Below are 25,893 nucleotides of genomic sequence, written 5' to 3'. Positions count from 1 at the left end.
GCAGAACTCCAGGGAGACGACGGCATTCTGGCACCCATGATTGCATTCAATTTCTTGACGTGCAAGAGCTTAAACGCATTCACGGATGAGGTCGACCACATCTGTAACTACCGCTACAATGGGTAAGATGAATTCCACGATTCCCGATATCGAGACGCCACCCTTGGCAGGGCCAAGCGGTCGATCCGTGCCCGCGCGGGACGAGACTTCGCTGCATGACGAGATCCTGGCACGGCTGCGCGACTACATCGTCGAGGGCCACGTCGCCGACGGCGGACGCCTGTCCGAGCGCCAGCTTTGCGAAATGCTGGGGGTATCCCGCACGCCCTTGCGCGAAGCGCTGAAGGTGCTCGCAGCCGAAGGGCTGGTCGAGCTACTGCCCAATCGCGGCGCCCGGGTGCGCCCTCTCAGCGCCGCCGACATCCATGAATTGTTCGACCTGATGGGAGGCCTGGAAGGCCTCGCCGGGCGCCTCGCTTGCGAGAAGATTTCAGATGAAGCGATCGCGGAAATCGAGCAATATCATCACGATATGTACGGGTTCTACATGCGGCAGGACATGCAGGGCTATTTCCGCATGAACCAGTTGATCCACCGCGCGATCGTCGACGCCGCCGCCAATGCCACCCTGCATGCGACCTATGAGAGCTTGGCGGGCCGCATCCGCCGGGTGCGCTTCTCCGCCAATTTCGCCCGCAAGCGCGAGCGCTGGAGCGAGGCCATGCGCGAGCATGAGCTGATCCTCGATGCGCTGCGCCGCCGCGCCGGAAGCGAGCTGTCGGACATCCTGTTCCAGCATCTGCGCAACAAGGGCGCGGCTGCGATCGCCTACTTCGCAGAGAGCCAGCCGCCGCTGGCGGGAGCCAAGCCGGACAAGGTCGAATAACGCCCGGGATTGCGCAAATTTGCATGCAATCAGATTGACGCATTTGCGGAAATGAATGACACCGGGCGGAACAGCGCCCGCCGGACGACAGCCGGGCCCGACCAGGGATCACCATGCCGAACGCCAAAGCCGGTCCGTCCAGGCTCGAACAGAAGCTCCGCGCCGAGATCACGGGCAACGTCTTCTTCGACCGCTTCAACCGCGGCCGCTATGCCACCGACGCCTCGTTCTACCAGGTCATCCCGGCGGGCGTGGTCGTGCCGCGCACGATGGACGAGGCGCTGCTTGCGCTCGCCATCGCCCGCGACGACGGCCGCATCGTCACGCCCCGCGGCGGCGGCACCTCGCAATGCGGCCAGACTGTCAACGAGGGGATCGTCGTCGATTTTTCCAAGCACCTGAACCGCATCGTCTCGCTCGATGTCGAGGCCCGGACCTGCGTGGTCGAGCCGGGCATCGTGCTCGACGATCTCAACCGCCAGCTCAGGAAACACGGCCTGTGGTTTCCGGTCGACGTCTCCACGGCGTCGCGCGCCACGATCGGCGGCATGGCCGGCAACAATTCCTGCGGCGGCCGCTCGCTGCGCTACGGCACCATGCGCGACAACACCATCGCGATCGACGCCGCGCTGGCCGACGGCACGCTGGCGCGTTTCGGCGAGGTGCCGCGCGACCTTGGTGACGTCAGCGCGCCCGACGGCGCCCGCGCGCTGTTCCGCGACCTGCTGGCGCTCGGCGAGCGCGAGGCGGCCGAGATCGCCGACAAGTTTCCCAAGGTGCAGCGCCGCGTCGGCGGCTACAATCTGGACGCGCTGACGCCGCGCAACGCGGCCAACAACATGGCCCACGTGCTGGTCGGCTCGGAAGGCACGCTCGCGTTCTCCACCCGGATCGAGCTCAAGCTGTGGCCGCTGATCCGCACCAAGGTGCTCGGCGTCTGCCATTTCGGCAGCTTCTATCAGGCGATGGATGCGGCCCAGCACCTGGTCAAGCTGAAGCCGATCGCGGTCGAGCTGGTCGACCGCACCATGATCGGGCTGGGCCGCGACATCGCGATGTTCCAGCCGGTGATCGCGGCAGCCGTGCGCGGCGATCCCGATGCGATCCTGGTGGTCGAGTTCGCCGAGGAGACTGCCGACGACAACCTCGCCAAGCTGAAGCAGCTCTCCGAGCTGATGGGCGACCTCGGCTTCTCCTGGAGCAACGAGATCAGCAAATGGGGCGGCGTGGTCGAGATCTCCGACCCTGCGCTGCAGACCGCGGTCGCCGACTTCCGCGCCGCCGGCCTCAACGTGATGATGTCGATGAAGGAGGCCGGCAAGCCGGTGTCGTTCGTCGAGGACTGCGCGGTGCCGCTGCCGCATCTCGCCGACTACACCGCACGGCTCAACGAGGTCTTCGCCAGGCACGGCACGCGCGGCACGATGTATGCGCACGCCTCCGAGGGCTGCCTGCATGTCCGTCCGGTGCTGAACCTGAAGCTCGAGAAGGACGTGAAGGCGATGCGCGCGATCGCCGAGGAAGCGTTCGCCATGGTGCGCGAGTACAAGGGCTCGCATTCCGGCGAGCATGGCGACGGCATCGTGCGCTCGGAATTCCATGAGCAGATGTTCGGCAGCCGCATCCTCGCCGACTTCAGGGAGGTGAAGCGGCGCTTCGACCCGGCGAACGTGCTCAATCCCGGCCGCATCGTCGATCCGCCCAGGATGGACGACCGCTCGCTGTTCCGCTATCCGCCGGACTACCGCGTCGACGACATCAAGACAGTACTCGACTGGTCGGCCTATCCCGGCGCCGCCGGCGGTTTCCAGGGCGCGGTCGAGATGTGCAACAACAACGGCGCCTGCCGCAAGCTCGACGGCGGCGTGATGTGCCCGTCCTACCGCGCCACCCGCGACGAGAAGGATGTCACGCGCGGCCGCGCCAACACCTTGCGACTCGCGATTTCCGGCCAGCTCGGTCCCGGCGCGCTGTCGTCCGACGAGATGATGGAGACGCTGAAGCTCTGCGTGTCCTGCAAGGCCTGCCGCCGCGAGTGCCCGACCGGCGTCGACATGGCCAAGATGAAGATCGAGGTGCTGGCGGCCCGCGCGACCACGCATGGCCTCACCTTGCGCGACCGGCTCGTCGCCTATCTGCCGCGCTATGCCGATATGGCTGCCCGCTTCGCGCCGCTCGTGAACCTGCGCAATCACGTCGCGCCCCTGCGCGCACTGATGGAGCGCGTCGCGGGCATCAGCGCCAGGCGCAAGCTGCCGACGTTCCGCAGCGACACCTTCCGTGTCGACGCCGACGCGTTCGGTCCGGCTGATGGCCGCGAGGTCGTGCTGTTCGGCGACACCTTCAACCGCATCTACGAGCGCGAAAACCTCGACGCCGCGCTGCGCGTGCTGATCGCCGGCGGCTATCGCGTGCATGTGCAGAAGCCGACGGATGGTGGCCGCCCGCTGTGCTGCGGCCGCACTTTTCTCTCCGCCGGCCTCGTCGACGAAGCCAAGTCCGAGCTGCAGCGCCTGGTCGAAACCTACGCGCCGTTCGCATCGCGCGGCGTGCCGATCATCGGCCTGGAGCCGAGCTGCCTGCTGACGCTGCGCGACGAGCTGCTGTCGCTGCGCAACGACGCGACCGCGAAAACGATCAGCGCACATGCGCTGCTGCTGGAGGAGTTTCTGGCGCGCGAGGCCGAGAGCGGCCGGCTCGCGCTGCCGCTCGCCCCCCTGCCCGGCAAGGCGCTGCTGCACGGCCATTGCCATCAGAAATCCTTCGCCGCCTTCAAGCCGGTCGAGCAGGTGCTGCGGCTGATTCCGGAGCTCGAGGTAGAGACCATCGAATCCTCCTGCTGCGGCATGGCCGGCGCCTTCGGTTATGGCGCGGAGACCTACGAGGTCTCGCTGCAAATGGCGGAAGCGTCGCTGCTACCAGCCGTGCGCAAGGCCGACGCTGCAACGTTCATCGTCGCCGACGGCACCTCCTGCCGCCACCAGATCCAGGACGGCGCCAATCGTGGCGCCGTTCACGCCGCGCAGCTCCTGGCGATGAGCCTGGAGCGAGGGCGCGCATCAACGTAGTTCGTAAGTGGGCAAAGCGAAGCGTGCCCACCACAGACCTTCCGCTTCGCCAGATGGTGGCACGCTCCGCTTTGCCACCCTACGCAGCTTCGTTTGAGTTAATGACACAGGGACTAACAGACATGGCCGATCTCACGCTCGACACCGCCCGCAAGATCCTCGATGCCACCCTCGCCAAAGGCCTCGAAAAGAAGCTCAAGCCGCTCGCCGTGATGGTGCTCGACGCGCGCGGCTGCCTGAAGGCCGCCGCCGCACAGGACGGCACCAGCCTGATGCGGGCCGAGGTCGCGCACGGCAAGGCTTATGGGGCGCTCGCGCTCGGCCTCGGCTCCCGCGCCCTGTTCCAGCGCGCGCAGGAGCAGGCCTATTTCATCGACGCCGTGAACACGCTGGCCCAGGGGCGCATGGTCCCGGTGCCCGGCGGCGTGCTGATCATGGACGGCACCACGCTCGTCGGCGCCGTCGGCGTCTCCGGCGATACCTCCGACAATGACGAGATCTGCGCGGTCGCCGGCATCGAAGCCGCCGGCCTCAAGGCCAATGCGGGCTGAGCTCGGTCGCACAGCAAAGCTCTGCGAATTCTACCGTTCCAACGATCTCGAGGGGACTGGCGTGCCCTCTCGGAGCTCGGTGGATCGCGCGTCGAACTCCCCGGCGCCGTCAAAAGCTGACGGAGAATTCATTCGGCCGGCTTGACCGGCCCGAAACATTGCCGGCCGCCGCACGTTTGTACCAAGGGGCGCGTGGAGAAACCGGACATGCCTCGCAGACGAACTCGCACCATCATCATCACTGGCGCCTCCGCAGGCGTCGGCCGTGCCATCGCGAAGCGTTTCGGCGAGGCCGGCGATCGCATCGGCCTGATCGCGCGCGACGAGGAAGCGCTGCGCGACGTCCAGCGCGAGCTGCAGGCGCGGTTTGCCAATGCCGAATACGAGGCCGTCGATGTCGCCGATGCGCAGGCCCTGTTCGACGCGGCCGAGCGGCTCGAGCAGCGCCTGGGTCCGGTCGACATCTGGATCAATGACGCCATGGAGACGGTGTTCTCGACCGTAGCGGACATCACGCCGGAAGAATTCCGCCGCGTCACCGAGGTCACCTATCTCGGCTTCGTGCACGGCACGATGGCGGCGCTGCGCTCGATGCGCCGGCGCAGCGAAGGCCGCATCATTCAGATCGGTTCGGCGCTCGCCTATCGCGGCATTCCGCTGCAGGCGGCCTATTGCGGCGCCAAACATGCGATCCGGGGCTTCACCGACTCGCTGCGTGCCGAGCTGATGCACGAGCGCTCGGGCATCACGCTCAGCATCGTCGATCTGCCCGCGGTGAACACACCGCAATTCGACTGGGCCCGCGCGCACCTTGCGCATACGCCACGCCCGATGGGCCGGCCGGTGGAGCCCGAGGTGATCGCGGACGCCGTCTATCGCGTTGCCGACGGCGGCTTCCGCGAATATTGGATCGGCTGGCCGACACTGCTCACGATCCTCGGTAACGCCGTCGCGCCGGCTTTGCTCGACCGCTACCTCGCAGCCAAGGCGATCGCCGGGCAACAGACCGATGTGCCGCTGGTGCCCGACCGCACCGACAATCTCGATCACCCGGTGACGCGCCTGCACCGCACCCGCGGTTCGTTCAGCCGCGGCGCGGCCCAGCAGACCCTGCTGGTGCCCGGTGATGTCGCGCGCGCGATGACGGTCGCGCTCGGCGCCGCGGTCTTTATTGCGTTGGGAGCGGCAATGAGCCGGCGGCGCTGGCGATGAGCCGCGACGCTGCCCTTGCCTGACACCGGCAGGATACGCTTTCCTGCAACGCGGCTTCCACTAGGGCTCGGAGCGCCTTCATGACCATCGAGAGCATCAGCGCGATCACCATCGCCACCCACGACATGGCGCGTGCCGTCGCCTTCTATCGCGCGCTCGGCTTCGACAACATCGCTCATGGCGGCGCCCACACGCCGTTCACGAGTTTCAGGGTCGGCTTCGGCTTTCTCAACCTGATCGCCATGCCCAAGGACAAGCAATGGAGCTGGTGGGGCCGCATCATCTTCCATGTCGCCGACGTCGACGCCGTCTACGCGAAGGCGCTCGGCGCCGGCTTCACGCCCTCGACCGAGCCGCGCGACGCCGAATGGGGTGAGCGCTATTTCCACCTCACCGATCCCGACGGTCATGAACTGAGCTTCGCGCGGCCGCTGGGCTAACCGAGCTCGAAGGTGGTGACGCCGAACACCCGCTCGATCCGTAGCGGCGGGATCGGCCCGGTGTACATCCGCGCGGTCTCGAACACCGGCTTGAGGCCGAGGCTCTCGGCGAGCGCCACCGCCGCGGAATTGATCGCGGGCACGTCGAGGAACACCTCGGCTTCGCCGGCCGTGCTCAACAGAGCCGCGATTACGGCCTCGGCATCATCGCGCCTCTCGGCAACCAGCGGACCGATCTTGTAGCCGATGCGGCACGGACGGATCACACCCCAGGCGGCTAGCGTATCGTCGCGGATCAGCGCCCGGCCGAGATGACCGGGCGTGTCGATCCAGGCCCGCAGGAATGCACGGCGCGGGGCAGGAAACACGGTCGCGTCTGACGCTTCGATATCGGCGAACGACACATCGCCCAGAGTGACGACACCTGATCGCTCCACCGACTGCGGCAGGGCTACGGGTCGCCCGCCGTAGCGGATATTGGCATACGCATAGCTGAAGCCGGATTTCCGGTAGTTGTCCTGCTGCGCGACCACGCCGTCGAGCCCGACGACCCGCGAACCCGCATGGGCCATCGCCGCCTGCCAGAGCCGCAAGCCGTAGCCGTGCCCGCGCAGCTCGGAACGGACGATGTAGAAGCCGAGAAAGGCGAAGCGGTCGTCGTAGTTCACGCAGGACACGGTTGCGACCGGCACGCCCTCACGCTCGGCAATCAGAAAGCCGCCGGGATCGACCACGGCGAAACAGGCCGCATCCGACCGGCCGGGATTCCAGCCCTCGGCCGCCGCCCAATCGATGGCGAGCGAAATCTCGTCCGGGCGCATCGGCCGGATGCGCAGGCCGTCAGCGTTGGGATGTCCGGCCGATGGCGTCATGTTCTCCTCGATCCGAATGCCGCAGGATCCATCAATCATGACGCCGTGCGAAGCTCGGAGCAACGCTGAACGCGCCATAGCGCCCGGTCGCCCAAGGTGTAATTGTCGGAACGATTGAAGGCCAAGATTCCGTTGTTGATCACGTCGCCGACGATCGGTGCAGGCAGAGTAGGCCCGGCGGCTATAGCCGGAAACAGCACCCACCAGCATCGAAGACGACAGCACCAGCTGCCGGCATAGAGACCTGTCGGACAAGCGCCCCCTCCTTGGGCTGGGAAATTCAACCTTTATATGTCAAAAATCACTCGACAACCAGGAGATGCCGCACTTCGATCACAAAGTCGTAGGTCGATCCCGTCTTTCGAGGCGCTCTCCTGGGCCGCGCTGAAGAGGTGCGGCCTCTTGTCGGGTCCACCGCCGTTTGGGGAAGCATCCATGTGCTGTCGTGACGATGTGCCGACATTCGAATCAAACGAGATTTTGCCCGCCGATCAAACTGGCCTGCGCCTTCCCGCGGAACAGGTCGGCCAAGCCGGCGGGGAGGCGCTTCGGTACTCCATGTCCCCCGGACTGCCCGAGTTTCTTGGTTCTCAGCGCATCGCTATCGTGGGTTCGTCCTATCAATCCGGCAAACTCTATTTCCTCGGTCAGAACGTCGATGGCGGGCTCTTGGTCCACGAGCGCCTCTTTCACAAGGCTATGGGACTCTGCGTCGTGGACAGAGACACGATTCTGCTCGCCACGATGTTCCAAATCCTGAAGTTCAGGAACGTGCTTGCGCCCGGCCAGCGGATCAACGATCTGCACGATGCCTGTTATGTCCCGCGCCAGATATTCACCACCGGCGAGCTCGATGTTCACGACGTCGGGGTGCTGAGCGATGGCCGCATCGTCTTCGTCAACACGCTTTACAATTGTCTTGCTTCAATATCGGAACGGCACAGCTTCACGCCGCTGTGGAAGCCTTCATTCATTTCGAAGATCGTCAAGGAGGACCGATGTCACCTGAACGGACTTGCCATCGAAGACGGCACCCCTCGCTACGTTACCGCGATCAGCAAATCGGATACCGTCGATGGCTGGCGCGACCGTCGCTCCGATGGCGGCATCGTCGTCGACGTGCACTCCAACGAGATAGTGATCGGCGGTCTCTCGATGCCTCATTCCCCCCGACTCTATCGCGGGAGATTGTGGGTGCTTAACTCGGGCACAGGGGAGATCGGGTGGATCGCGCATTCAGCAGCCGGCGCGACGTTCCAGGTTTTGGCCTTCTGTCCCGGCTTCGTGCGCGGGCTCGCGTTTTTCGGCAACCATGCCTTCGTTGGCTTGTCGAAACCTCGCTATGAGCGGTTCGAGGGTCTCGCACTGGATCGCCGGTTAGCCGAAACCGATTCCGAACCGTGGTGCGGAATCCAATTAATCAATCTCGATACCGGTGTCTGCGAAAACTGGTTTCGGATCGACGGGGCGGTAACCGAATTCTACGATCTGGGCGTGGTGGCAGACGTGGTGCGCCCCATGGCGATCGGCTTCGCCAACAACGAGATCCTTGATCTCGTCACCCATGATCCGATTGATGCCGCTCAGAGCGCTTGGCCTGTGCAGAAACGAGCGCCGGGAGTGGGGTCCCCGTGGCGGGCGTAGAGTTGCACGCTAGCCGAGGAACAAGTGCTCCTCAAAGACGGCAGGCCGCACGCACGTGACGGTGACCCGAAAGCCCGGGGCACCAGAGAGATCACGTATAAGCCGATTCACCTGCCCTGCGCCCTCTTCATCTCTGAGTGCTGAGACCAGAACGGGACTCGGGCGCACGGCGCCGCGAGATTGCTGACGAATATATTCTGTTGCTCGACGATGGCGACGATGTTGAGAACGCGCGCACGTCTCCACCAGCGTTATTCCGGACCGCGCCTGCAAGGCGTGGGCACGGAATCCATAACCGCCATCGGGAGTATGGATTCCGGGCTCGCCCTACGCGCGCCCCGGAATGACGACCTCATCATACGAGCGAAATCATTTCCCCGGCCACACCGGCTTGCGCTTCTCGGCAAATGCCTTCAGGCCTTCCTTGGCGTCCTCGGTCATCGCCAGCAGCGCGATCTGGCTTTCGAGATAGGCGATGGACTCGTCGAACGACATCGAGGCGATGGCGCGCATGGCGTATTTGCCGCGGCGGATGGCTGTCGGCGACTTGTCGACGAGGCGGCCGATCAGCCAGTCGATCTTGCCGTCGAGCTCGGCGGCGGGAACGACGTGGTTGAGCAACCCGGCGGCCTGTGCAGCCTTGGCGTCGAACGGCTCGCCCGTGAGCGCCCATTCGTTGACGAGACGCGGCGGCGCGATGCTCTGCAAGAGGCTCAGGACCTGCATCGGGAACACGCCGACCTTCACCTCCGGAAGGCCGAAGAGGACGTGATCGGCCGCGATCGCCATGTCGGTCATGCACAGCAGGCCCATGCCGCCGGCCATGCAGACGCCGCCGACCCGCGCGATCGCCGGCTTGGTGGCATTCTGCGACAGCCTGAGCAGATCGGCATAGTCGACATTGGGACGGGAGAAATCCATCGCGAACGCCGCGCCGGAGTTCTGCAGGTCGGCGCCCGCGCAGAACGCCTTGTCGCCCGCCCCCGTCAGCACGATCACGCGCACCCCGGGATCGTCATGCGCCTGGCGATAGCCGCGCGAGATGCCGGCGATGACGTCGCCATTCAGCGCGTTGCGCTTCTCCGGACGATTGATGGTGATCCAGAGGGCCTGCCCACGCTTGTCGAGAATCACGCTGTCGTCGGTCATCGCCTTGCCTGTCGCTTGCTGTCGGATGCGAGATTGTCGCGGGATAGCCGCGAGGAGCAAGGAAAACTTGCGTCAGGAGGCCGCGCGGCGGCCGATCTCATCGATGACGCCGCGCAGCAGCGGACGCGCAGGCTCGAACTGGCCGGTACGCAGGAACGCGATGGTCTGCCGGAACGACGTCGGATGCACCAGCAGTCCCACGTGCGAGGCCTTGACGGTCGTGTAGTCCGTCATCCCGACGAGCTTGCAGCTCTCGACCGAGACGCGGCCGTCGTTCGGCCATGGCAGCAGGAACAGCCCGGCGATCGGGTCGAGGAAACGGTTGCCGGCGATCACGCCGATCTCGTAGTCGGCGGCCGGCAAGGAGGCGAGCGTGACGTCTTTCGTGGTCACCAGTTGCAGGCCTGCCGGCCCGAAATAGGCGCGATACAGCCCGACGTTCTGCAGCCGGTCGGCGAGCTCGCTGCCGCCATTGGGCGTTCCGAGCATGACGACACGGCCGAGCCGCGCCGGCCGATGCTTCGCGATCGCGACCCGTGCCAGCAGCCCGCCCATCGAGTGGGTGACGAAATGGACCGGACCGTCGATCCCGGCGGCGAAATCGGCGATCGCCGGGCGGATGTCGTCAGCAAGAAACTCGAGCGGCTTCTTGCGGCTCTCATAGTCGAGGTTCAGCGTCGCAAAACCTGCGCGCTGCAACCGCTTTTCCAGCGGACGCAGCATCAATGACCGGCCGGCGATGCCATGCAGCAGCACAACCCCCGCGTCGCGGGGGCCACTGTGCTGAGAACGCCGGCGCAGCGATGCGATCACGCGACTTCCCGCTCCTCCGGCTCGCGCTCCGTCGTAGCGGTTGCCGCACTCGCCTCGGCAAGCGCTTTGGCGCCGACATAGTCGGTCTTGCCCGAGCCGAGCAGCGGGATCTTGTCGACCACCATCACGACGGCCGGCACCGCAAGCTCCGGCGCGCCTTGCGCCTTGGCCTGACGCTGTATCGCGGAGCGTTCGGCATCCTTCTGCGTCGTGATCAGCACGATGCGCTCGCCCTTGCGCTGGTCGGGGATCGACACCGCGACCGAGGCTGCCTGCGGCCACAAAGCCGCGGCGATCTGCTCGACCACCGTCAGCGACACCATCTCGCCGGCGATCTTGGCAAAGCGCTTGGCGCGGCCCTTGATCGTGATGAAGCCCTGCGCGTCGATGGTGACGATGTCGCCGGTGTCGTGCCAGCCCTCCGGCAGTGCCTCGAGCACGCCGGGATTTTCGGCCCTGACATAGCCGAGCATGACGTTGGGGCCGCGGACCGAAAGCCGTCCGCCCTCCTCGATGCCCGGCACCTTGTCGAGCCGATACTCCATCAGCGGCGACAGGCGGCCGACGGTGCCGACACGGTTGGCCATCGGCGTGTTCATCGCCAGCACCGGCGCGGTCTCGGTGACGCCATAGCCTTCGAGAACGCGGATGCCATAACGCTCCATGTAGATCTGCCGTGTCCGATCCTTGACCGGCTCGGCGCCGGCAATGACCAGCCGCAGGGTGCGGAAATCGTAGGCATGAGCGGAGCGCGCGTAGCCGGTCAGGAAGGTGTCGGTGCCGAACAGGATCGTGGCGCCGGTCTGGTAGATCAGTTCGGGCACGATCCGGTAATGCAGCGGCGACGGGTACATGTAGATCGGGATGCCCGCCAACATGGGCATCATCATGCCGCCAGTGAGGCCGAAGGAGTGAAAGACCGGCAAAACATTGAACACAAGATCGTTAGCGTTGGCATCGACCCTCGCCAATGCCTGCGCGGCATTCGCGAGAATGTTGCGATGGGACAGGACGACGCCCTTCGGGGTGCCTTCGGAGCCGGACGTGAACAGAATCACCGCCGGATGGTCGGCATTGCGGGCGACGCGCGGCTTGGTGCCGTCGATCATCCCCTTGATCTTGTCGGCCAGGCTGACGGAGGCCTTGACGTCCTCGAGATAGACCAGGCGGGCCTGTCCTTCGATCGCCGCGATCAGCTTGTCGAGCTTGCCCTTCTCGATGAAGGCCCGCGACGTCAGAACGGTCGTGACCTGCGCCGCCTTCATTGCCGCCAGCACATTCACCGGGCCGGCGGAGAAATTCAGCATTGCCGGCACGCGGCCGATCGACTGCAGCGCCATGAACACCACGGCGACGCCGGCGGAGTTCGGCAGCAACAGGCCGATGTTCTCGCCCACCATCGTGCCCTGCTCGAGCTTGCGGCTGAGCACCTGCGAGCCGAGCAGCAGCTTGCGATAGGTCAGCTTGGTGCCGAGCGGATCCTCGATCATCACCTTGCCGGTGTCGTGGTCGCGATGGGCATGGGCGAGCGCCTCGAACAGCGTCCGATCCAGCATGGCGTTCTTGACCATGGCGTCGATCATCACGTCCTGCAGCGCCGCGCCGGCCGCATTGCGGCGGGTCTTGCCCTTGAGAGCCGCATCGATGGTGAGCTTCACCGGCGGCAGGATCGTCACCGTCACCTTGGGAAACCAGGAGCGCTTGATCTGGCCATCCTTGAGATAGCTGAGATGCGAGCGCTGCGCGCCCTCGATGCGAACGGGCACCACGATGGCGTCGGCCTTGTCGGCGATCATTGCGGTGCCGTCATAGACCTTCATCAGCGAGCCCGACACAGTGATGCGGCCCTCGGGGAAGATCACCACCGGCTCCTGGCTGGCGACCAGCTTGATCAGGTCGCGAGCACCGAGCGGCTTGGTCGGGTCGATCGTGATGTGGCTCACCAGCTTCAGGAAGACCTTCGCCCACCAGGCCTTGGAGATCCCGGTGTCCACGGCGAAGGTCGCATCAATCGGAAGCACCGCGTGTAGCAGCGGACCGTCGATCAGGCTGACATGGTTCGGCGCGATCAGCATGCGGGTGCCGGCTGGCGGCAGGTTCTCCAGGCCGCGCACTTCGGTGCGGAACAGAGCACGGAACAGCATCGCGCCGAAATCGCGCACGCCCTCCCTGCCCCATTTGTTGAGCACGAACCAGACGGCGCCGAAGCTGGCCAAAGCCAGACCGAAGAAGATCCAGGCGATCGAGACGCCCGCGGCCTGCAGGCCGGCTACGCCCAGCGAGCCGACCACCATGAAGGCGGCCTGCAGCACATTGCCGGCAGCGATGACCCGGGCGCGCTCGGTCGGCTCCGACCAGGCCTGCACGGCGGCGAACGCCGGAACCACGAACAGGCCGCCGCCAAAGGCGAAAACGGCGAAATCGATCAGCATGCGCGCGCCCGCCCAAGAGCCGACGAAGGCGAGCGGCGTGAGGCCCTTTGCGGCCTCGGTCGTCCCGATCGCCCAGGACAGATCGAGGCCGAGCACGCCCATGAGGATGGCGCCGATCGGCACCAGCGCGAGATTCGGCCTGACGTGGCTGAGATGCGCTGCGAACAGCGAGCCGATGGCAATGCCAATCGCGAAGATGGCGAGGCACAGAGTGACCACGCCCTCGGTGCCGCCGACGACATCCTTGACCAGCGCCGGCAGCAGCGACAGCACGACGGCGCCGACCAGCCAGAACCAGGACACGATCACCATGCCGTCCCACAGCCGCGGCGCGGCGTACAGCGACTTGAGAAGGTGCGAGGTCGAGGTCCAGGGATTGGCCGTGATGCGCAGATCGGGGGCCGACGGCGACGTGTGCGGAATGCGCGAGGCCGACGCCCAGGAGATCAACGCGAGGCCGATGACGGCGAGAGCGACCCATCCCATGTGCGACGAGCCGGAGACGAGTTGGCCGCCGGCGATGGTGCCGATCAGGATGGCCATGAAGGTCGCGCCTTCGACCAGCGCGTTGCCGGTTGCGAGCTCACCGACCGTCAGTTGATCGGGCAGCATGGCGTATTTCACGGGACCGAACAGCGCGGCAATGACACCGAACATGCCGAGGGCGACGAACAGCAGCGGGATCGAATGCAGAAAGAAGCCCAGCGCCGCAAAGGTTGCGGCGAAGATCTCCGCGAATTTGAGCCGGCGCGCCACGATTCCCTTAACATATCGATCCGCCAGCTCGCCGCCGAGCCCGGACAGGATGAAGAACGGAAAGATGAAGACGGCGCCCGCCACGGTCACAAGCGCGTCGCCATGCGTTGCCACGGCGCCATAGAGCAGCATGATGACCAGCGCATTCTTCAGGACGTTGTCGTTCAGCGCCGAGGAGAATTGAGCCCAGAACAGCGGGGCAAAACGGCGCGACGACATCAACTGCTTGATCATGATCGATTCCTGATGTGCTGCAGCGGCTTGGCCGCAAGGATCGCAAGAGTCTTGAAGGTTGGTGATGAAATGAGGCGGAGCCGGCGATGCATCCCGTTAGACGCGGTCATGCGGTTAGGCGTTCTGTTGTTGGTCGCCGACCAGGACGGAAAATAGCGCGAAGGTCGTGTGCAAAAGGCTTATCCAGACCGATGGCAACGGGACGGAGGGGGTGGGACGCGAGGACATGGTGACCGCTTCGTTGCGCATCAGATCGGGATTTGAGACGAGGTCAGGTCAGTTCGCTCAGGTAGTGGAAGCAGCCGAACAGGCCGCCACGGCGCAGCCGGTGCCCTTCGCGCCCGGCGGCACGAAACAGACGTTGTCCCGCCAGCCGCCTCGTTCGCCGCGCAGCCAGCAGACCGGCAACATCACAAGCATTTGCGATCCGCTCGACGCGCGCCGTCAAAAGGTGAGACGCGAACCGCGCGAGACCGTTCAGTCCTGTCGGCGCATTGGTCGAAAAAAAATGGGGAGCGCGAGAGTCGAGAACCTGCATGAGACTTCTCCATATTTTGAGCAACGCTCAAAATATATATCGCACTTTTGAACGACGCTCAAGAAGAGAATGTAAAACGTCAAAGAAGGGTAAAATGATCCTGCGAGGCGCCCGCCCCTCGGCGTGAGGGGCAATTAGGGCCCTCGAATCAGAAGGGATTTTCGATAACTCGGCTTGCCCCAGTGGGTCAGCCTGCCGATTTGCGCAGCCAGACCTTGTTGTCGTGGAAGGCCGCGCCCCCGATCGGGGCGACGGTGTCGGCGGCGGTGAGCACGTTGATGCCGCGTCCCCCGACATGGGCGCGATTGGGATGGATCGATTCGGCGATCAACACTCCGCGCCGGACTCCGTCGAACAGCCGGGCCGCAAGCGAGGTCTGTCCGCGCTCATTGCCGAGCGTGACGATGTCGCCGTCGACGATGCCGAGCGGGGCTGCATCCAGCGGATGGATCATGACGGAGGGGGCCCCTTCCCGCGCCTGCGACGATGGCGTCTCGTTGAAGGAGGTGTTGAGGAACGAGCGTGCGGGACTGGTTGCAAGCCGGAACGGATGCTGCTGATCGACCTCTTCGGTCACCGCCCAATGGTCGGGCAATGACGGCATGCGCTCCGGATTGCCCATGACCCGTCCGAATGGCGGATGAGCCCAGTCGGCCTTGAAGTGGAATTTGCCGTCCCTGTGCGCGAAGCCGTCGAGATAGTGCGACGTGCGGAAGTCCGGCTGAAGGTCACGCCAGACATCGGCCTCGAGCCCGGCGATATCGCCATGGCCGCTCTTCTTCAACGTCGCATCGATCAGCTCGCGCGGCGACATCTCGAAGCCCGGATGCACAGCCCGCAGCCGCCGCGCCAGGCCTTGCAGCACCTCGTGGTTGGAGCGGCACTCACCCGGTGGATCAATCAGCTTCGGTCCGACCGAGATGTGCTGATGGCCGCCGCCGTAATAGAGATCGTCATGCTCCATGAACATCGTGGCGGGCAGCACGATGTCCGCCATCTGCGCCGTCTCGGTCATGAACTGCTCGTGGACGGCGACGAAAAGGTCTTCGCGCGCAAATCCGTTGCGAACCAGCTCCTGCTCGGGCGCCACCGTCATCGGGTTGGTGTTCTGGATCAGCATCGCCTTGACTGGCGGGCCTCCACAGAGGGCCACCGCGTCTCCCGTCAGGATGCGCCCGATCTGGGACTGATCGAGGAAGCGGGTGGAATGATCCACGGCGTCATGGCCCTCGATGATCGACTCATCGAAGTGCCAAAGCGCGGCGTTGTTGAAGAAGGCCCCGCCTCCTTCGTACTGCCAGGCGCCCGTCACCGCGGGAATGCAGGATGCCGCATGCATCTGCGTGGCACCGTTCCTGCTACGGGTGAAGCCGTAACCCAGCCGGAAGAAGGTGCGCTTCGTCTCTCCGACCAGACGGGCGAACGCCTCGATCTCGGCCACGGGAACGCCAGAGATTTGCGATGCCCATTGCGGCGTCCGCGTCTGCAGATGCGCTTCGAGTTCCGCAGGGCAGTCCGTGTACTTCTCCATATAGGCGCGGTCGGCAAAGCCGTCGCGAAACAGCACGTGCATCACGCCGCAGGCAAAGGCGCCGTCGGTGCCCGGGCGCAGGATGATCTTGATGTCGGCCTGCTTCATCGTCTCATTGTCGTAGACATCGATCGCGGCGATCTTGGCGCCCCGCTCTTTTCGGGCGCGCGCGGCATGAGTCATGACATTGACCTGCGTGTTCACCGGGTTCGTGCCCCAGATCACGACCAGGTCCGAGAGCGCCATTTCCCGCGGATCGACGCCGGCGATCTTCCCGGTGCCGATGGCAAAGCCGATACGCGCGACATTGGCGCAGATCGTCGAGTAGAATCGCGAATACTTCTTCACATGGGTGAGACGATTGAGGCCGTCGCGCATCACGAGACCCATCGTGCCCGCGTAATAATACGGCCATACCGACTGAGCGCCAAAATCCCGCTCCGCCTGGAGAAACCGCTCCGCGATCTCGTCCAATGCCTCGTCCCAGGAGATGCGTGCAAAATGCCCTGATCCTTTCGGACCGACGCGACGCATCGGATGCATCAGCCTTTCAGGATGATGAATCCGCTCGGCATATCTCGCGACCTTGGCGCAAACCACGCCAGCCGTATAGGTCTGCCGTTTCGAGCCGCGAACGCGGCCGATCGTCTTCCGATCGAGCACTTCGACGTCGAGCGCGCAGGCGGACGGACAATCGTGCGGGCAGGTGGAATGGCGGATATCGACGCGGGTCTGCTGGTTCATGCCCGATTGGTAGCATCAAAGAATGCATCCGCCGAGAGCATTCGCGAGGCATTCGCATGAACAAGATTCGTACGTGTCTGCATCACCGCAGATCTGGTTCTGGACGCGGACAAGTCGCCGCCGACGACGGCTGATCCGCCGTTAGGGGCGAGATGAAGACGGCAAGAAAAGACGATAGGCTTTGTTGCGTGCTCGTGTTTGCTGCCTGCGACGGTCTACACCGCAGCGCACCATCACGAGCCCTCAGCTGACGGCAATTTCGATTGCAAAGCGATTTTCATATATTAATATATCAGTTGAGGAAACGAAAATGTCCGGTCGCCCCCCGAGGAAATTGGCCGCAGCGCCACGGCCCGTGGTAGCCCGCATGCGCCGCAATGGTCGACCCCGCGGCGCGACAGCAGCGTCACGCATCTACACCGATCTCAGGTCGGAACTCGTGTCGCTCGTGCGCCTGCCGGGCGAACCGATCTCGGAAGCGCAGATCGCGACGGCCTATGGCGTCAGCAGGACACCGGTCCGCGAGGCCATTCTGAAGCTCTCGGACGAAGGGCTGGTCGAGATCTTTCCGCAGTCCGGCATCTTCGTCTCGCGCATTCCGGTCGCAGCACTCCCCGAGACCATCATCATCCGAAAGTCTCTCGAAGAGACCACCGCACGGATGGCGGCCGAGCATGCAACATCGAGCCAGTTGCTCAACCTGCATGCGACCCTCGAACGTCAGCGCGAGGCCTGCGCCGCAAAGGATCGCGAAGCCTTCCACCAGGCCGACGAGATGTTTCACGCTGGCATCGCCGAGGTCGCCGGCTATCCCGGTATCTGGAAGCTGATCGTTCAGGTCAAGGTTCACGTCGACCGCTATCGCCGCCTGACCTTGCCGCAGATCGGACGGATGGCCGAAGTGATCGCAGAGCACGAACCAATCCTTCAGGCCATCGAACGGCGCGATCCGGATCGTGCCCGGGCTACCATGGCGAGTCATCTGGAACGCCTGCTCGACGACATCTCTGAAATTCAGACCAAGAATCCAGAGTATTTCGATCAACCAAGCTAGCGAGATGATCGCATCGAACCTTGCGGCGACACGATCACTTCGGCGGAGAGACGCCATGAAAAGACGCGATTTCATCAGACTGAGCGTGGGCTTTGCGGGCGTTGCAACGCTGCCGCCGATCTCGGCCGCCCTTGCGCAATCGAAGGCGGTGTTCAAGGCATCCGACGTTCAGCCGCCGGGGTATCCGACGGTTGCAGCAACAGAAAACCTCGGCAAGAAGCTTGCGGCGGCCACCAGCGGCAGGCTGTCGATCCAGATGTATCCGTCCGCTCAGCTCGGCGGCGAGAAAGAGACCATCGAGCAGACCCAGATCGGGGCGATCCAGATGCTGCGAGTCAGCGCCGGCGCGCTCGGCCCGATCGTCGATGACGTCAACGTCGTCAACATGCCCTTCCTGTTCAAGAGCATCGAACATTCGGAAAAGATGATGGACGGTCCGATCGGTCAGGACCTTCTGGACCGCGTCAGCGCCAATGCCAGCGCAAATCTCGTCGCACTCTGCTGGATGAATTCGGGTGCGCGCAGCATCTACAATACCAAGAAGCCCATCAGGACGGTGGAGGACGTGAAGGGGCTGAAGATTCGCGTGATCGGCAATCCCATCTTCATCGACATGATGAACGCGCTCGGCGGCAACGGCGTCGCGATGGGGTACGATCAGGTCTTCAGCGCGCTGCAGACCGGCGTGATCGACGGGGCCGAGAACAATCTACCGAGCTACGTCTTCAGCAATCACTACACGGCCGCGAAGTACTATTCGCTCACCCAGCATCTCGTCATTCCAGAAGTCCTCGCGTTCTCGAAGCGCGCCTGGGCGAACCTGTCGACCGACGACCAGACCTTGATCAAGAAGTTCGCACGCGAAGCACAGATGGAGGAACGCGAACTCTGGAAGGTCTACGAGCGGGAAGCGATGGAGAAGGCCAGGGCCGCCGGCTCCGAAATCGTCGAAATCGCCGACAAGGCGCCGTTCCAGAAGGCCGTAAAGCCGGTCTGGGACAAATACGGTCCGAAGCACCAAGAACTGATTAAGCGCATTCAGGACATCGCGTAGACCGCGCGCTCGGTTCGGACGATCGGGAGGCTTACGATGGCCGGACTCCATCTCCGGCGATGGATGCGCTGCATCTCGCCTGCGTCATCGCGGGCGTGACGGCGCTCGTGCTGATCTCAGCCCTCATCCTTTGGGCGGTCTTCACGCGCTACGTCCTGAACAGCGCGATCTTCTGGCCCGAACCGATGGCCGTCCTGTTGTACTGGCGCCACCAAGCCACAACGCCGTCCTGTACTCGCTCGCGACCGGTGGGGCGTTCTCGATCAGCGTGCTGCTCATGGCGGGTATATTCCCGGGACTGCTGCTCGGCTTCTCGCGGATCCTGCTCTGTACCGTGTTCGCCTATCGCGAAGACCATCCCCACAGCCGGCAGGTTCCAGCCAAGGATGCGATCAAGATCACGATCGATCGCTGGCCGGATGCGGCCATCATCGGTTCAGCAGGACGCCGGAAAATGCCTCTCTGCCCCTACTCGTCCTCGTCTTGACCGGTCTCTGCCAATCCGCGTAGCGGCTCGGGGTTCAGAAGAACGATCGCCCCGTGCTCGAGGCGGACCCAGTCCCGCGCGGCCCACGCACGCAATTGCTTGTTGATGCTCTCCCGCGTCATGCCGACCATTTCGCTGATCTCCTGCTGAGTGATGGCAATGGTGCGGCTCGCGGCATCCAGCTTGCGCTTGTCGGTCAGGCCGAGCAGTGCACTGGCAAGGCGGCGAGGAAGATCCTGAAGGATGACCTGCTCGACCTGGTCGCTGGTCCAGCGCAGCCGATCGCAAAGCAGCTCGATGAATTTCATTGCCAGCACCGGTTGGCTCTTCACGAACGGCAGGAATTCGCGCCGATCGATGACCAGTATCTCGCAATTCGTGTTGGCCGTTGCATCGGCTGTGCGTTCTCGTCCGTCGAGCACGGCGACCTCGCCGAATATCTCACCCGCGCTGATCAGGTTCAGGATGGCATTGCGGCCGTCGGGCGACGAGACACTGATTTTGACGGTGCCACTGATCACGGCATATAAGCTCGAGCCAGGATCGCCTTTTGAGAAGATGGTTGCACCGCGCTTGAGCGATGTCGGCTTGGCGTAGCGGCAGAGCTGATCGACCGCATCAGCCTCGAGCTCACGAAAAATCGGATGCTGACGCAGCACCGACAGTTTGCCGTTATTGGTAGGTCGGACGCTCGCCCGCTTTTCCTCAGTCACACCGCATCTCCCAGGCGTCCGAATACCGCCGCCCAAGGGAAATGTCCAAAGCTGGTGGCCAAGGCCCCGCGGATGTCAGGGGACTATGGACACGCCTACAGCCACCAGCAAAAACGATCCCTCGGACTTGCGACCACCGATCCTCGATTTCATTGCATCTCGGAATACGGCAGATCGGCGGATTGTCCAGGAAAATGCGGCGAACGCTCAACGGCGAAGCCATGTGCCAATCGACGCCGGAGGCGTTTACGCCGCCGGGACGGGCCCTGCATACATTGTGCAACGCGTGAGAGTCGTCCAGCCGCCCCGTCGGACCGGCAGCGCTACTCTTCTGAGCGCAAGATGCCGCAGCCCAAGGGCAGCCTGTACCTCACACCCGATGCCTTGTCTGTGAATCAGCCCAAAGCAGGACCGCAGCGAACCCGACAAAAACCCCCACAACTGCAAAGCTGACCATCATAGCGTCCAGCGGCATGTCTCTCTCCCCCTGTTCGAGTTTGAGACACAGTTCCCTATCGGCTGCGCGACAGTCTTTGATCCAGATCAATGCAATGCGGATTTCGCCCGCGATGTCAGGCAGCAGCCATTGCTTCAGCTCGCGCCGAGTCCCGAAGCGAGACGCCCCCGGGCAGGATCGCGATGATGCCCTCCCGTTCGAGCTTCGTGAACGTTCGACTGACGGTCTCGATGGTGAGCCCGAGATAGTCGGCGATATCCTGCCGACTCATCGGCAACGGTACCATGTTAGAGGCCCCCCGAAGCTCCACCAGCCGATCCCTCCAGCCAACGAGGAATGTCGCGACCTTCTCCTCGGCTGATCGGCGTCCGAGAAGTACCATGTGATCACGCGCCTGATTCAGCTCCTGCACGGCCAGTTCGTTCATCCGGCGCAGCAGATTCGGCTTGTCCTCGGCAAAGCGTCCGAACGGTCCCTTCGCGAACTGGCAGACGGTGACGGGACCGATCGCGTCAGCCGAAAATCCGTGCCGTTCCTCCGTCGTCATGCCGACGAAGTCGCCGGGCAGCGCAAATCCGACGATCTGCCTGCGTCCGTCGGGGAGAAGCTTGTAGAGCCTCATGACCCCATCCAATAAATTGTAGAAGCAGGACGACGTATCTTCTTGCGCGAAAACCGTCTCGCAGGTCGCAAAATGGGCTCGGCGGCTGAGGTGCTCGAATTCGCGCATCTCAAACTGGTCGAGCGACGCACAGACACTGAATCCCCGCACGGCACAATCGGCACAGGCCTGCCCGTGGAAATCGATTGCAACAAGAGACGTCTTCATACGAGGGCTCCGGTGGGCCAAGCGCAAAGCGAATGGTTGCATTCTAACGGACGCTCGAAGTTCCGATTGATTCAAATCAAACGAACCAACAATCCGGGCCCTATCGTGGCCGCCACTCCCAACACCAATGGATATCGTGAATGCAGCGGCTTGTTCTGTGCCACCTTCTCGCCGCCACGATGTTGGCGACACCGTCATACGCAGCGTCGACAGCAGAGCAACGCGGACAGGCTTTCGCGAAGGCCCACTGCGCACGATGTCACGCCATCGGTCGAACGGGAGAGAGTCCCTTCGAACCGGCCCCTCCGTTCCGCAGCCTGCATCTCCGCTACCCGATCGAATCGTTGGGCGAAGCGCTCGCGGAGGGGATCATGACTGGTCACCCGGCCATGCCCCAATTCCAGCTCGCGCCGCCGCAGATCCACGATCTGCTCTCGTATTTGAAGAGCTTGGAATAGCCCCGTCGCTTCAGAGCGCCTGTATCGTCCAGGTCAAAATCGATTTGGCAATCCGGCCGAAGGCCTCGTCGAAGGCGGACACGGCATCAGCAGGATCAAGCCGGGCAACGGGCTGGTTTTCGTCAAACAGCCGAGACGCGATGGCCTTGCCGTTCTTGTCGACGAGGCGAGCCGACAGGCCGATCTCCACCGCGGCGGTATCGGCATTGATCCGGAAACGGCGGACATCAATCAGCAGCTGAAAATCCGGCTGGCCCAGATCGGATGTCCGCAGCGGAGCGTGGGCCACATCGTAATTCTCGAAGGCATCGATCAGACGTGATTGCAACAACTTGGGGATGCTGTCAGCCCACAGGAAATCACCGAACCCCGGGTAATCCTTTGTTGGCGTGAATAGCATGCGCTGAGTCTGCAGCATCGCCACGGCCGTGGGCTCAGGTATCGCAAGCTGCCCCTTGATGGTCTTGTTGACCGGCCCCAGTTCTCGCGGCGCGCTCAGATCATAGGTGACTTTCTGTGCTGGAGCACCGCCTCCCGTCATTTTCTCCAGACCCGAGACGATTCCATCGAGCTTGCCGGTATTCCGCGCAAGGCCGTCTGAGAATGTCTTGAGGTTGGCGATCGTATCTTTGAGCGGCCCTGCATTCTCCGCAAGAACTGCATCGACACGCCGCAGGGCGTCCCGGGCGGCCTGCGTCATGCTTTGTCCGGCGCCCGGTTCTGCAATCAAGGTCGATACGGCACTCGCCGCTCCTGCCGACGCGCCACCCTCCAGCGCGATCACCGGCACTCCTGTCAGCCCCTGAAATTCCAACCCTACTTTGGTGTCGGCGCGCACGGGAGTCGTCGACGCCACGGAAATCGTTGCGTTGACCCGACGCGGATCGTTCGCCGCCAGACCGAGCTCGGTCACCTCGCCGACCCGGATTCCATTGAACAGAACGGCAGCCCCGACCAGCAGGCCGGGCACCGAGCCCTCGAACTGCACGTGATAGGTCGTGCGAGGACCGAGTCCTCCGGTGTTGTTGAGCCAGTAAACGAAGCCAAAGATTGCGACGATGGCCGCCAGCACGAAGCCGCCGATGACAGCGAAGGGTGCACGGGTTTCCATCTTTCAACTCGCTTTTGGTTGCAGCATCTGGGATCGCTTGCCGTGAAAATAGGCTTTGACCCATGGATGTTCTGATCGGAGGAGGTCGCTCATAGGACCAATCGCCACGATCCTGCCATCGGCCAACGCAGCGACACGGTCGCAGACCGTGTTGAGGCTGGCGAGGTCATGGGTCACCATAAACACCGTCAGTCCCAACGTCAGCTGGAGCGTCTTGATCAGGGCATCGAAGTCGCCGGCGGAAATCGGATCGAGGCCGGAGGTCGGCTCGTCAAGAAATACGATCGCCGGATCGAGAGCGAGGGCGCGCGCCAGCGCCGCGCGCTTCGTCATGCCACCGGATAGCTCGGCTGGGAATTTATCACCGTCCTCTGCGCGAAGGCCGACCATTTCGAGCTTGGCTATCGCGATCTCATCCATCAACTCCTGCGACATCTGCAGGCTCTCGCGCAGCGGAAACTGAACGTTCTGCTTGACCGTCAGTGACGAGAACAGAGCTCCCTGCTGGAACAGAATTCCCCAGCGCTTCGCTGCCGCCTGCGTCGTCCGCTCCTCGGCGCTCCCAAGGGTTGTCCCCATGACCTCGATAGACCCGCTGCGCCGAGGAATGAGCCCGATGATCGTCCGCATCAGGACGGATTTTCCGCCGCCTGACGCGCCTACCAACCCGAGAATCTCACCGCGACGAACATCGAGCGAAAGATCGTTCAGAACGAGCTGCCGGCCGAACCCGACAACGAGATCGGTCACGCGGATCGCGCTGGACACGCCAAGATCATCCATTGCTACATTCCAATGGACGCAAAGAACACGGCGAAAAGACCATCGAGCACGATGACCAGGAAAATGGATTTCACCACGGATGTCGTAGTCTGTTGCCCCAGCGATTCGGCACTACCCTTCACACGAAGTCCCTCACTGCAGGCAACAATGCCGATCACCAAGGCCATGAACGGCGCCTTCAATATTCCCACTTCGAAGTGCGTCACCGAGATGGCATCGTGTAACCGGGCGATGAAGATTGCCGGTCCCATGCCGCCATAGAGCTGGGCCACCAGCCCTCCTCCATACAGGCCAGCCATCGAGCCAATGAAGGCGAGAATTGGCAAGGTCAAGATCAACGCAACGATACGGGGCAGGATCAGCACCTCGACAGGATCAAGTCCCATCGTCACCAGCGCATCGATCTCCTCGCGCATTTTCATCGATCCAAGCTCGGCCGTGTAGGCGCTTCCCGACCGTCCTGCCACCATGATCGCGACGATCAGAACGCCAAGCTCGCGCAGGACCAGAATTCCGACCATGTCGACGACGTAAGACTCGGCACCGAAACGTCGAAAATGGAAGATCCCCTGCTGGGCAATGATGGCGCCGATCAGAAAAGTGATCAACACCACGATTGGAATGGCCTGCCATCCGATGCGGTACATCTGATAGACGAGGGAGGTCACGCGCAGAGATCGCGGCCGGCGCAGCGTCCGCAGCAGCGCAAAGAACAGCGCGGCCAACATGTCCAGAAACACCTTGATATCCTGGGCGGCCCCCAGACTCGAACGACCGAGGTCGGTGAGTTTGGCAAGGATCGGGTTCAGTCTCGGTGCCGGCGCGACGGCTCGTCGATTGACCTGCCGGACCTCCTCGACGAGGCCGATGTAGTTTTCTGCCACCCCGGTCGTCTCGACCCGCCGACCGCCAACAGCAGCCCGGCGGCCGAGCTTCTCAAGCAACCAAGCACCCACGGTATCGATTTCGCTGACGGCTCCAAGATCAAGCTTCACCGCAGTCGCGCTGTTGATGCTGTTGCCGACAGAGCTGGTCAAGCTCTCGAGCTCTGCCACGTTCAGGGACACCCATGATCCGCTCGGACGAAGCTCGAGCACATCCTCCGTCGTCGCGGCGGTCAGTCCCGGATGAGCACGCAATTGGATGTCTCCCTCAGTCGGCGTGCCGAGGCACACCCGTTCCTAAATCGCGCCGATCTGCCTCGCTTGATCTGCGTCAATCCCGTCAGCGCAACGGGTTGAGCGAAATCAAGCATCGTGCCGAGCTACGTTCTACAGTGATTTTGACCCGAGGACAAAACATGGCCATCGACCCGACGACGCTCCGGACCGAGTTGGAGAGCCTGACGCGCGAGCTAAGCCAGCTGTTGCGGGGCGCGGGTGCGCCGCGTGACAACCCGGACGCGCAACCAGCTGCCGGAATGCTCGCTGCAGCGATCGAGGGGCTAGACATGCGTCTAAGTGAGACCGACGTTCAGGTGGAGCGGATGATCAGGGATCGTCCGATCGCGGCGACAGCTTCGGCCTTCGCCTTCGGGCTCGCGGTTGGCCTCCTGCTGCGGAGAACTTAAGTGGATACCGAAAATGTCGTTAAACATTTGCGCCTTCTCTGGCGGACGGACCGGGTCATTGCCGACATCAGGCTCCGGCATCTGCTCGTCGGACTCGGCCTCCGGGCCTTTGCGGCGCTGATCGCCGTCTTTGGCCTCCTGATGTTCGAGCTGGCGGCCTACCTTGCGTTGGTCCAGATCACCTCTGCAGTCGTGGCAGCCGCAGCACTCGGAGCCTGCAATATCGCGATTGCGGCGATCCTCCTGATCATCGCATCCCGTGCACCGTCCGGCCGGGAACTCGAACTAGCCAACGAGATTCACTCCTCGGCGATGGACTCGCTGCAGTTGGAAGCACGAGCTTTGCAGTCCCGGATATCGAGCGTGGTCAACCATCCGCTCAACAGCCTCATTCCGCTGCTCATCGTTCCCATTGCGACGATGATCATCAGAACTCTCCGCTCGCATGGCGCCTCCGAAGGCGAGGCGGCGAGGCCACCGTCCAATGACGACCACCATCCGACCTGA

General features: G+C 63.5%; 23 protein-coding genes. 12 read left to right on the top strand and 11 right to left on the bottom strand.

What is annotated here, in order from left to right; genetic code table 11:
* Positions 1-127: 127 nt before the first annotated feature.
* From ACQR10_RS08980 to ACQR10_RS08960, 5 genes are all read left to right on the top strand, one after another.
* Positions 128-886, top strand: a complete 759-nt coding sequence (locus ACQR10_RS08980; RefSeq protein WP_316216914.1) for a GntR family transcriptional regulator — start codon at positions 128-130, stop codon at positions 884-886.
* A 113-nt stretch (positions 887-999) separates the two neighbouring features.
* Positions 1,000-3,954, top strand: a complete 2,955-nt coding sequence (locus ACQR10_RS08975) for an FAD-binding and (Fe-S)-binding domain-containing protein (protein WP_434911915.1) — start codon at positions 1,000-1,002, stop codon at positions 3,952-3,954.
* A 122-nt stretch (positions 3,955-4,076) separates the two neighbouring features.
* Positions 4,077-4,505, top strand: a complete 429-nt coding sequence (locus tag ACQR10_RS08970; protein WP_316180062.1) for a GlcG/HbpS family heme-binding protein — start codon at positions 4,077-4,079, stop codon at positions 4,503-4,505.
* 207 nt (positions 4,506-4,712) lie between these two features.
* The gene (locus ACQR10_RS08965; protein ID WP_316216916.1) at positions 4,713-5,717 is read left to right on the top strand and encodes an SDR family oxidoreductase; all 1,005 of its coding nucleotides are present in this window, start codon (positions 4,713-4,715) and stop codon (positions 5,715-5,717) included.
* Between the two features lie 80 nt (positions 5,718-5,797).
* Positions 5,798-6,157 (top strand): VOC family protein, encoded by a 360-nt coding sequence (locus tag ACQR10_RS08960; RefSeq protein WP_315803575.1) that lies wholly within the window; start codon positions 5,798-5,800, stop codon positions 6,155-6,157.
* On the opposite strand, the gene ACQR10_RS08955 is transcribed toward ACQR10_RS08960, so the two are convergent.
* Positions 6,154-6,978 carry a GNAT family N-acetyltransferase gene (locus ACQR10_RS08955; RefSeq protein WP_409997949.1) on the bottom strand — a complete coding sequence of 275 codons (825 nt, stop codon included), beginning with the start codon at positions 6,976-6,978 and terminating at the stop codon, positions 6,154-6,156. The genes ACQR10_RS08960 and ACQR10_RS08955 overlap by 4 nt on opposite strands.
* 486 nt (positions 6,979-7,464) lie before the next feature.
* Here ACQR10_RS08955 and ACQR10_RS08950 point away from each other — a divergent pair, with 486 nt between their 5' ends.
* Positions 7,465-8,673 (top strand): TIGR03032 family protein, encoded by a 1,209-nt coding sequence (locus tag ACQR10_RS08950; RefSeq protein ID WP_316216917.1) that lies wholly within the window; start codon positions 7,465-7,467, stop codon positions 8,671-8,673.
* A 369-nt stretch (positions 8,674-9,042) separates the two neighbouring features.
* Here ACQR10_RS08950 and ACQR10_RS08945 read toward each other — a convergent pair whose 3' ends face one another.
* From ACQR10_RS08945 to ACQR10_RS08925, 5 genes are all read right to left on the bottom strand, one after another.
* A complete protein-coding gene (locus tag ACQR10_RS08945) occupies positions 9,043-9,822 on the bottom strand; it encodes an enoyl-CoA hydratase/isomerase family protein (protein ID WP_316216918.1) in 780 nt (259 codons plus the stop codon).
* Between the two features lie 72 nt (positions 9,823-9,894).
* Positions 9,895-10,632, bottom strand: a complete 738-nt coding sequence (locus ACQR10_RS08940) for an esterase/lipase family protein (RefSeq protein WP_315803791.1) — start codon at positions 10,630-10,632, stop codon at positions 9,895-9,897.
* Complete coding sequence (locus ACQR10_RS08935) at positions 10,632-14,057, bottom strand: acyl-[ACP]--phospholipid O-acyltransferase (protein ID WP_316180052.1); 3,426 nt, start codon at positions 14,055-14,057, stop codon at positions 10,632-10,634. The genes ACQR10_RS08940 and ACQR10_RS08935 overlap by 1 nt, the downstream gene beginning before the upstream one ends.
* Before the next feature lie 271 nt (positions 14,058-14,328).
* Positions 14,329-14,595: a hypothetical protein gene (locus ACQR10_RS08930; RefSeq protein ID WP_315803580.1), complete on the bottom strand. Its 267-nt coding sequence runs from the start codon at positions 14,593-14,595 to the stop codon at positions 14,329-14,331.
* A 187-nt stretch (positions 14,596-14,782) separates the two neighbouring features.
* Positions 14,783-16,870, bottom strand: coding sequence for a molybdopterin oxidoreductase family protein (locus tag ACQR10_RS08925; RefSeq protein ID WP_315803581.1), 2,088 nt, complete (start codon positions 16,868-16,870; stop codon positions 14,783-14,785).
* Positions 16,871-17,237: 367 nt separating this feature from the next.
* Between ACQR10_RS08925 and ACQR10_RS08920 the strand changes: the two genes are divergently transcribed.
* The 3 genes from ACQR10_RS08920 (at position 17,238) to ACQR10_RS08910 (ending at position 19,465) form a co-directional block, all read left to right on the top strand.
* Positions 17,238-17,924 (top strand): GntR family transcriptional regulator, encoded by a 687-nt coding sequence (locus ACQR10_RS08920; protein ID WP_434911955.1) that lies wholly within the window; start codon positions 17,238-17,240, stop codon positions 17,922-17,924.
* 55 nt (positions 17,925-17,979) lie between these two features.
* Positions 17,980-18,978 carry a TRAP transporter substrate-binding protein gene (locus ACQR10_RS08915; protein ID WP_316216919.1) on the top strand — a complete coding sequence of 333 codons (999 nt, stop codon included), beginning with the start codon at positions 17,980-17,982 and terminating at the stop codon, positions 18,976-18,978.
* A 130-nt stretch (positions 18,979-19,108) separates the two neighbouring features.
* Complete coding sequence (locus tag ACQR10_RS08910; RefSeq protein ID WP_434911914.1) at positions 19,109-19,465, top strand: TRAP transporter large permease subunit; 357 nt, start codon at positions 19,109-19,111, stop codon at positions 19,463-19,465.
* On the opposite strand, the gene ACQR10_RS08905 is transcribed toward ACQR10_RS08910, so the two are convergent.
* Together ACQR10_RS08905 and ACQR10_RS08900 are read right to left on the bottom strand one after the other, a co-directional pair.
* Entirely contained in the window at positions 19,447-20,178 is a 732-nt protein-coding gene (locus ACQR10_RS08905) for a Crp/Fnr family transcriptional regulator (RefSeq protein ID WP_315803585.1), read from the bottom strand. The genes ACQR10_RS08910 and ACQR10_RS08905 overlap by 19 nt on opposite strands.
* Before the next feature lie 572 nt (positions 20,179-20,750).
* Complete coding sequence (locus tag ACQR10_RS08900) at positions 20,751-21,464, bottom strand: helix-turn-helix domain-containing protein (protein WP_315803586.1); 714 nt, start codon at positions 21,462-21,464, stop codon at positions 20,751-20,753.
* Positions 21,465-21,604: 140 nt separating this feature from the next.
* On the opposite strand from ACQR10_RS08900, the gene ACQR10_RS08895 reads away from it, so the two are divergent.
* Positions 21,605-21,922 carry a c-type cytochrome gene (locus tag ACQR10_RS08895; RefSeq protein WP_315803587.1) on the top strand — a complete coding sequence of 106 codons (318 nt, stop codon included), beginning with the start codon at positions 21,605-21,607 and terminating at the stop codon, positions 21,920-21,922.
* 10 nt (positions 21,923-21,932) lie between these two features.
* Here ACQR10_RS08895 and ACQR10_RS08890 read toward each other — a convergent pair whose 3' ends face one another.
* From ACQR10_RS08890 to ACQR10_RS08880, 3 genes are read right to left on the bottom strand one after another with little or no spacing between them, the layout of a single operon-like run.
* Positions 21,933-23,033, bottom strand: coding sequence for an ABC-type transport auxiliary lipoprotein family protein (locus ACQR10_RS08890; RefSeq protein ID WP_316180045.1), 1,101 nt, complete (start codon positions 23,031-23,033; stop codon positions 21,933-21,935).
* Positions 23,034-23,036: 3 nt separating this feature from the next.
* The gene (locus ACQR10_RS08885; RefSeq protein WP_315803589.1) at positions 23,037-23,816 is read right to left on the bottom strand and encodes an ABC transporter ATP-binding protein; all 780 of its coding nucleotides are present in this window, start codon (positions 23,814-23,816) and stop codon (positions 23,037-23,039) included.
* 2 nt (positions 23,817-23,818) lie between these two features.
* Complete coding sequence (locus tag ACQR10_RS08880) at positions 23,819-24,955, bottom strand: MlaE family ABC transporter permease (RefSeq protein ID WP_315803590.1); 1,137 nt, start codon at positions 24,953-24,955, stop codon at positions 23,819-23,821.
* Between the two features lie 161 nt (positions 24,956-25,116).
* Here ACQR10_RS08880 and ACQR10_RS08875 point away from each other — a divergent pair, with 161 nt between their 5' ends.
* Both ACQR10_RS08875 and ACQR10_RS08870 read left to right on the top strand, forming a co-directional pair.
* The gene (locus ACQR10_RS08875) at positions 25,117-25,386 is read left to right on the top strand and encodes a hypothetical protein (RefSeq protein WP_315803591.1); all 270 of its coding nucleotides are present in this window, start codon (positions 25,117-25,119) and stop codon (positions 25,384-25,386) included.
* The gene (locus ACQR10_RS08870) at positions 25,387-25,893 is read left to right on the top strand and encodes a phage holin family protein (RefSeq protein WP_316216921.1); all 507 of its coding nucleotides are present in this window, start codon (positions 25,387-25,389) and stop codon (positions 25,891-25,893) included.

Origin of the sequence: Bradyrhizobium sp. HKCCYLRH2060 (assembly GCF_051168135.1) — a bacterium.
In the GTDB taxonomy this organism is placed as follows: domain Bacteria; phylum Pseudomonadota; class Alphaproteobacteria; order Rhizobiales; family Xanthobacteraceae; genus Bradyrhizobium.
This window is presented reverse-complemented; position numbering and strand designations above follow the sequence as displayed.

Bases quoted from the DNA above. Each gene is read 5' to 3' on its own strand.
- ACQR10_RS08980 (WP_316216914.1), top strand. From the start codon at position 128: ATGAATTCCACGATTCCCGATATCGAGACGCCACCCTTGGCAGGGCCA.
- ACQR10_RS08975 (WP_434911915.1), top strand. From the start codon at position 1,000: ATGCCGAACGCCAAAGCCGGTCCGTCCAGGCTCGAACAGAAGCTCCGC.
- ACQR10_RS08970 (WP_316180062.1), top strand. From the start codon at position 4,077: ATGGCCGATCTCACGCTCGACACCGCCCGCAAGATCCTCGATGCCACC.
- ACQR10_RS08965 (WP_316216916.1), top strand. From the start codon at position 4,713: ATGCCTCGCAGACGAACTCGCACCATCATCATCACTGGCGCCTCCGCA.
- ACQR10_RS08960 (WP_315803575.1), top strand. From the start codon at position 5,798: ATGACCATCGAGAGCATCAGCGCGATCACCATCGCCACCCACGACATG.
- ACQR10_RS08955 (WP_409997949.1), bottom strand. From the start codon at position 6,978: ATGCGCCCGGACGAGATTTCGCTCGCCATCGATTGGGCGGCGGCCGAG.
- ACQR10_RS08950 (WP_316216917.1), top strand. From the start codon at position 7,465: ATGTGCTGTCGTGACGATGTGCCGACATTCGAATCAAACGAGATTTTG.
- ACQR10_RS08945 (WP_316216918.1), bottom strand. From the start codon at position 9,822: ATGACCGACGACAGCGTGATTCTCGACAAGCGTGGGCAGGCCCTCTGG.
- ACQR10_RS08935 (WP_316180052.1), bottom strand. From the start codon at position 14,057: ATGATCAAGCAGTTGATGTCGTCGCGCCGTTTTGCCCCGCTGTTCTGG.
- ACQR10_RS08930 (WP_315803580.1), bottom strand. From the start codon at position 14,595: ATGCAGGTTCTCGACTCTCGCGCTCCCCATTTTTTTTCGACCAATGCG.
- ACQR10_RS08925 (WP_315803581.1), bottom strand. From the start codon at position 16,870: ATGAACCAGCAGACCCGCGTCGATATCCGCCATTCCACCTGCCCGCAC.
- ACQR10_RS08920 (WP_434911955.1), top strand. From the start codon at position 17,238: ATGCGCCGCAATGGTCGACCCCGCGGCGCGACAGCAGCGTCACGCATC.
- ACQR10_RS08915 (WP_316216919.1), top strand. From the start codon at position 17,980: ATGAAAAGACGCGATTTCATCAGACTGAGCGTGGGCTTTGCGGGCGTT.
- ACQR10_RS08900 (WP_315803586.1), bottom strand. From the start codon at position 21,464: ATGAAGACGTCTCTTGTTGCAATCGATTTCCACGGGCAGGCCTGTGCC.
- ACQR10_RS08895 (WP_315803587.1), top strand. From the start codon at position 21,605: ATGCAGCGGCTTGTTCTGTGCCACCTTCTCGCCGCCACGATGTTGGCG.
- ACQR10_RS08890 (WP_316180045.1), bottom strand. From the start codon at position 23,033: ATGGAAACCCGTGCACCCTTCGCTGTCATCGGCGGCTTCGTGCTGGCG.
- ACQR10_RS08885 (WP_315803589.1), bottom strand. From the start codon at position 23,816: ATGGATGATCTTGGCGTGTCCAGCGCGATCCGCGTGACCGATCTCGTT.
- ACQR10_RS08875 (WP_315803591.1), top strand. From the start codon at position 25,117: ATGGCCATCGACCCGACGACGCTCCGGACCGAGTTGGAGAGCCTGACG.